Origin of the sequence: Variovorax glucosi (assembly GCF_051216695.1) — a bacterium.
Classification (GTDB): Bacteria; Pseudomonadota; Gammaproteobacteria; order Burkholderiales; family Burkholderiaceae_C; genus Variovorax.
Genome location: NZ_JBPJZE010000223.1, coordinates 1 through 1,199, shown reverse-complemented (window position 1 = coordinate 1,199; position 1,199 = coordinate 1). Strand labels below are relative to the sequence as shown.

1 pseudogene is annotated in these 1,199 nt (G+C 70.0%); it reads left to right on the top strand.

The window, feature by feature from the left end:
- Window positions 1-1,199, top strand: a pseudogene (locus ACSFA3_RS24475) (WGR and DUF4132 domain-containing protein); the annotation flags it as partial.

Here is a 1,199-nt window from a genome sequence, read left to right as displayed (position 1 = left end):
GCCAGACCAAGTCGTTCGACGACGCCACCAAGGCCGCAGCAGCTCTGACCAAGCTGGTGGCCGAGAAGTCCGGCAAGGGCTATGCCGAAGTGGGCGTGGCCGCCGGTGCGGCTATCGGAAAGACCGAGGCGAAGCCGAAGGCGGAGAAGGCCAAGACGGCGGAGCCAGCAGAGAAGGCACGCACACCGACGGCCGTCCCCGTCAGCACCACCGCCGCCGATGCAGCCCCCGCCGAAGGCATCGACAGCCAGGCCGACCGCGTGTTCGAAACCGTGCGCGCGCAGATCGAAGCCGGCACGTTGACCTCCAGCGACACGCTATCGGCCGGCACGCTCAAGCGCCAGCACGGCGTGAGCGAGCAAGGCGCGGCGCTCGCCTTCAAGCGGCTCAAGAACGAGGGCCTGCTGTCAGGCTGGGGCACCAGCTGCACGCCGGCCAAGGACGCCCAGGCCATTGCGAAGGCACTGGGCGCCGCGGGGCCGTCCGCATCGCACACCGCCTTCCCCGTGACCAGTGCCGACCTGCCCGCGAGCGCCGACACGCCCCCCTGGCTCGCCGCCGGCACGCCCATACGGCTCTCGCCCGACATGCAGCGCGAGACCTTCCCTTCGCGCCGTTTTCCGCCGAAGCCCTTCGAAGAAGTGGTGAGCGTGGCCGCGGCCTGGCTGCCGGTGCGCCGCAAGCTCGAGCTCAACGTCAACATGACCGGCACCGATGCGGCCCTGCAGGCGGCCACGCAACGCATGATCGACCGCAGCACGCAGCCCAACCCCACGGCCGATGTTGAGGCCGACACCGTGCTGCTGGCGCTCGCGCTGGGCACCGGCGGCCACTACAACGTGAACGAGACGGGCACCGTGCTGGTGAACTACCTCGTCAAGCAATACGGATTGCCGGACACCATCGACATGGCGCTGGCCGCGCAGCAGATCGAAGTGCAGACCGCCTACGACCGCGCGACGAAGAAGCACCAGAGCAGTTTCAGCGCCACCGTCACCCGCCAGACAGGCAGCAGCTACTACGGCCCGCTGGGCGAAGGCGAGCAGGCGCTGCGCGCGCACCTGGCGCTGGCCGCCCCCGAGGTCTGGCAGGACTGCCGCGACCGCATCGAAGCCGGACTGCCCAGGGTGCACCCGAGCCGCCAGCCCGCGCTGGCGATGCTGCTGCCCGATGCGCCCGAAATCTCGAACACGCTCGTG